2 protein-coding genes are annotated in these 5,505 nt (G+C 65.0%); both read left to right on the top strand.

Annotated features, from left to right (window positions below):
- Positions 1-2,155, top strand: a 2,155-nt coding sequence (locus ACTHNE_RS06740) for an SDR family oxidoreductase (RefSeq protein ID WP_440268828.1), incomplete at its 5' end; no start/stop codon positions are given.
- On the top strand, positions 2,152-5,505 hold a 3,354-nt coding region (locus ACTHNE_RS06735), incomplete at its 3' end, for an amino acid adenylation domain-containing protein (protein WP_440268827.1). The genes ACTHNE_RS06740 and ACTHNE_RS06735, both read left to right, overlap by 4 nt.

Genomic DNA, 5,505 nt, shown 5'->3' with positions numbered 1-5,505 from the left:
GCCGGGGCGGGTGCTGAGCGGCCTGGCGCGACACCATGCACGTGCGCGCGAGCACGTGATCGTAGCGGCGCTGCGGCATGGGCAGGATGCAAGCGGTGACGCCCAGGTGCTGCAGCAGGCGCTGGGGCAGGTGTGGCAAGCGGGCATGGCGATCGACTGGCCGGCTTATCACGCCCACGAGCGCTGCCGGCGCATCCCCTTGCCAACCTATCCCTTCGAGCGGCAGCGCTACTGGATCGACAAGGGTGTGCAGGTCGCCTCGGAACGCCGCGGTCTGGACGATTGGTTTTACATGCCTTCTTGGCGCCTGACGGCACCAGCCGCACTTTGTGCCGGCGACGAACCCGCCTCTTCAACGTGCCTGCTGTTCTCGGACGACGCAGCTTTCACGCAGACATTCAGCGCGGCATGGCAGTCGCTTGGGCTGAAGGTTTTTTGCGTACGCCGTGGTGAAACTTATGCGTATGGCGCAGACGGTGCGGCCATCGACGTATTGCAACCCCAGCACCATCAGCAGCTATTGAAGGATCTGCATCAGGCCGGACAACGGGCTGATTACATCGTCCACGCCTATAACGTTGGTGCATCGAGCCGGGATGAACTCGATACGGAGCTGCTTGACTGCAATATCTACGGCTTGCTCTATCTGGTGCAGGCCATCGCCGAGCAATGGCCACAGCATCCGTTGAGGTTGTGCCTGCTGGCCAGCCAGTCAGCGGATGTCCTGGGCAACGAATCCGTACGCGCAGAAAAGGCACTGCTGATCGGTGTATGGCGCGCGATCAATCGTGAAATGACCCATATCGATTGTCGCTGCATGGATATACCCGTCGCAGTGGATGCCGGCGATTGCGCTGCGCTGGTACGGGAGCTGCTCTGCTGTGGACCGCGCGAGCTGGTGGCGTATCGCGCGGGACGGCGCTGGGAGCGGGCTTTCGAGCCCATACGCCTGGCGCAACCACGCGGCATTCCCGATTTGCTGCGCCAGCGCGGTGTCTATGTGATCAGTGGCGGATTGGGAGGCATTGGCCGATCGCTTGCGCATTACCTCGCCTCTACCGTGCAAGCACGCCTGGTGCTGTTGGTGCGCAACGGACTTCCCGCGCGGAACGAATGGCAGGAGCGGCTTGATTGCGGCGACGACGTGGAACTTTGCGAGCGTATCCGCGCGGTGCAGCAATGGGAGGCGCTGGGCAGCGAGGCCATGGTGGTACAGGCGGACGTGGGTGATCCTGACCAAGTGGATGCCGCGGTATGCGCGGCACTGGCGCGCTACGGCGTGATTCATGGGGTGCTGCATGCCGCTGGCGTCGCCGGCGAAAGCCTGGTCAGCACCAAGACCGCTGAGCATGTATCCAGCGTGGTGCGCCCAAAGATTCATGGCGCGGTGAATCTGCACGAACGGTTGCGGGCGCTCGATCTGGATTTCTTTGCCATGTGCTCGTCGATGAGCGCCATCGTCGGCGGGTTTGCGGTGTACGACTATTGCGCCGCGAACGCCTTCTTGGATGGTTTTGCGGTTCAACATGACGCACCCGGTAGCACACGCTACATCGCCATCGCCTGGGATGCATGGAAAGAGGTGGGCATGGCCGTGCGCACCCGGCTTCCCGAATACCTGTCATCGCAGCGCGATCGCTTTCTGCAATCGGCAATCACCAGCGCGGAAGGTACGGAAGCGTTTGCGCGCGCCATGGATCGTCCAATGCCGCATTGGCTGGTCAGTACGCGCGAGGTCAAAGCGCAACTGGCGATGCATGCCGGCCAGCATGACCTGGCTGTCGCGCAGAAAATGCCGGCAGGACCGCAACAGGCGAGGCCGGAGCTGACCACGGTTTATCAGCCGCCCACCACTGCCATCGAGGTCGGCCTGGCGGAAATCTGGCAAGAAGTACTCGCCATCGAGCGAATCGGTATCCACGACAGCTTTTTTGATCTTGGTGGTGATTCGCTGCTGATCACCCGCCTGCATGCGCTGATGCGCAACCGTCTGCCAGGTGAGACACAAGACCTGGCGCTGAAGGCATTGTTCGAACGCCCCACCATTGCCGGCATCTCGCAATTGCTAGGGGAGCTAGGGGACGCGCGCGACTATGCCGGCCAACTGCAGGCATTGCGCACGTCTTCGACGATCACGGAGGAAGGGGAAATATGATGTCCGCGCAGACCTTGGTCAAACGCATGCTGGACGCTGGCGTCATTCTGCGCGTCGAGGATGGACGGCTGAAATTCGAATCCACCCGCGGCGCGTTGTCCGCAGCCCAACGGGAAGAATTGCGCGAACACAAGGATGCGCTGATTGCCTACCTCAGCCGGCTTTCCGAAACCGCCACGATGGGAGAGGTACCACCGCTTCAGCGCCAGGAATTCGAACGGCCGGAGTGCGCCGCGTCATACGCGCAGACGCGCCTGTGGTTGATCGATCGCCTGCACGGCAGCGCCCAGTACAACATGGGTGGCGCGTTCCGGATCGAGGGAAGGCTGGATGAAGCGGCGTTGCGCGAAGCACTGGCCGCGATCGTGCACCGCCACGCGGTACTGCGTACACATCTGGTGGAGCGTGACGGCGAAGTGCAGCAGGTGGTGCGCGCCGAGCTGGATCTTCCATGGCAGTGCGTCGATCTAAGCACATACGCGGCGGAAGAGCAGGACGCATTGCTCGCCGAAGCGTTGAACAGGGATGTTTCCGACCCCTTTGACCTTGGCCATGGGCCGCTGTTGCGCCTGCGCCTGTATCGCTTGGCAGCGACGCGATCGATTCTGTCTTTCACGATGCATCACGTCGTGTCCGACAGTTGGTCGTTGGCAGTATTGACGCGCGAACTGAGTGCACTGTATTCGGCTTTCGTTCGTGGTGAACGCGATCCTCTGCCGCCACTGCCGGTGCAATACACCGATTACACGCTATGGCAGCGCAGCTGGTTACAAGGCGAATACCTGGAGCGCCAAGCGCGCTATTGGGAGACCACTCTGGCCGGTGCGCCATCTTTGCTTGAGCTGCCGACCGACCGACCGCGGCCGTCGCAGCAGAACCATGCCGGCGCCATCATCGAAGTAAAGATCGAACGTGAGCTCACTGCTGCGCTCAAGCATCTGAGCCAGGCGCACGGCAGTACGTTGTTCAATACGGTACTTGCCGCTTGGGCAGCTCTGCTGGGCCGCCTGTCTGGGCAGAGTGAAGTAGTGGTCGGTGTGCCCGTCGCCAATCGTAGCCAGCCTGCACTGGAGGGCTTGATCGGTTTCTTCGTCAACACGCTCGCTGTGCGTCTTGATGTGTCACCCGAGTCAACCGTCACGGCGCTGCTGCAACATGCGCGGCAGCGCATGCTCGAAGCCCAGGCGCACCAGGATCTGCCGTTCGAATTGATGGTTGAGCGGATCAAGCCGGCACGCAGCCTGTCCTACAGCCCGGTCTTTCAGGCCTCCCTGTCCTGGCAGAACGTGGAGGCGGTCGCGCCAACGCTGGAAGATCTGCAATTGCAGCTGATGCACGGTATCGGTGCGACCGCAAAATTCGACGTCTCGTTGGAACTGGGCGAGGCGGATGGATGCATCACTGGCGCGTTCAGCTACGCCACGGCGCTGTTCGATGCCGCTACCGCGCAGCGCCACGTGCTTTATTTCCAGCGGGTGCTGGCGGCGGTGGCCGCCGATCCGGCGTTGCAGTTGGGGCAAATTCCACTGCTGGACGAGGCCGAGCGGCGTCAGGTATTGGAAGACTGGAACGCGACGACGGCGGCCTATCCGCTGGAGCAGACGGTGCACGGTCTGGTGGAGGCGCAGGTTCGGCGGACCCCTGACGCGATAGCGCTGATTGCCGGCGAGGAGCGGGTGAGCTATGCGACGTTGAATGCCCAGGCGAATCGGTTGGCGCATCAGTTGCTGGCGCTGGGGGTGCAGCCGGAAGAGCGGGTGGCGCTGGGGGTGGAGCGCAGCGTGGCGCTGGTGGTGGGGTTGCTGGCGGTATGGAAGGCGGGGGCCGCGTACGTGCCGTTGGATCCGGGGTATCCGGGGGCGCGCAACCGGCAGATTTTGCAGGAAGCGGCGCCGCGGGTGCTGTTGCTGGATGCGGCGGGCCGGGCGGGGCTGGAGCCCTGGCCGAGCGGCGCGGCACCGTGCCAGGTGCTGGATCTGGACCGGTTTGAGGGCGAAGCATGGCCGGCGAGTGATCCGTCAATCGCCGGGCGCGGCGGCGGGCAACTGGCGTATGTGTTGTTCACCTCCGGCTCGACCGGGACGCCCAAGGGCGTGATGGTGGAACACGGTGGGCTGGTGAATCACGGGTATTGGCAGGTTGAGCAGTACGGCCTGGGGGCGCAGGACGTGTTCCTGCAACGCACGTCGCCGGCGTTCGATGCGGCGGGGTGGGAGCTGTGGACGCCGTTGAGTGTGGGGGCATCGTTGGTCCTGCTGCCGGCGACGGCCCAGCATGATGCGGAAGCGATCATGGCGACGGTGGCGGCGCATGAGGTCAGCGTGCTGCAACTGGTGCCCTCGCTGCTGGCGGCCCTGCCGGAGCGGCTGCTGGCGGCGCATGCAGGGCGGTTGCGGTACGTGTTTTGCGGCGGCGAGGCGCTGAGCGGGGAACTGGCGGCGCGCGGTGCGCGCCTGGCGCGGGAAGGGGTGATCAACCTGTACGGGCCGACCGAGGCGACGATCGACGCCAGCGCCTGCCGGTGGGAAGCGGCGCAGCACGGCGAGGGCGGCGGGGTACCGATTGGGCGGCCGATTGCGAACACGCGGCTGTACATCCTGGATGCGTGGGGTGAGCCGGTGCCGGTGGGGGTGCGGGGCGAGATCCACATTGGCGGGGCGGGTGTAGCCCGCGGCTACCTGAACCAGCCGGCGCTGAGTGCGGCCAGCTTTGGACCGGACCGGTTTCACGGCGGGCGGATGTACCGGACGGGCGACATGGGCCGCTGGCGGGCGGACGGGGAAGTGGAGTACCTGGGCCGCAACGACGGGCAGGTGAAGGTACGCGGCTTTCGGATTGAGCCGGGCGAGATTGAAACGCAGCTGCTGCGCCAGGCGGGGGTGCGCGAAGCGGCGGTGGTGGTGCGCGAGGATCGGCTGGTGGGTTACCTGGTGCTGGCCGAGGAGGGCGTGCTGGCGACGGTGCGGACGCAGCTGGCGCAGCACCTGCCCGACTACATGGTGCCGGCGGCGTTGGTGGAGGTCGCGGCGCTGCCGCGCCTGCCGAACGGCAAGCTGGACCGATCCGGCTTGCCGGCGCCGACGGCGCAGGCGTATGCGCACGCGGCGTATGAAGCGGCGCAAGGCGACCTGGAGCGGCGGCTGGTGCAGGTGTGGCAAGGCTTGCTGGGACTGGAGCGGGTCGGTCGGCACGACAACTTCTTCGAGCTAGGAGGCCATTCGCTGCTGGCGTTGCGATTGCTGAGCCGGCTGCGCGAGGAACTGGAGGTGGAACTGCCGTTGCGCGAGCTGTTCGCCCATCCGACGGTGGCGGGCCTGGCGCAGGCGGTGCGGGCGGCGGGCGGCGCGGTG

The sequence above is a fragment of the Dyella sp. genome (assembly GCF_051954575.1).
In the GTDB taxonomy this organism is placed as follows: Bacteria; Pseudomonadota; Gammaproteobacteria; order Xanthomonadales; family Rhodanobacteraceae; genus Dyella_B.
The sequence above is the reverse complement of the archived record's forward strand: the minus strand, read 5'-3'. Positions and strand labels throughout refer to the sequence as shown.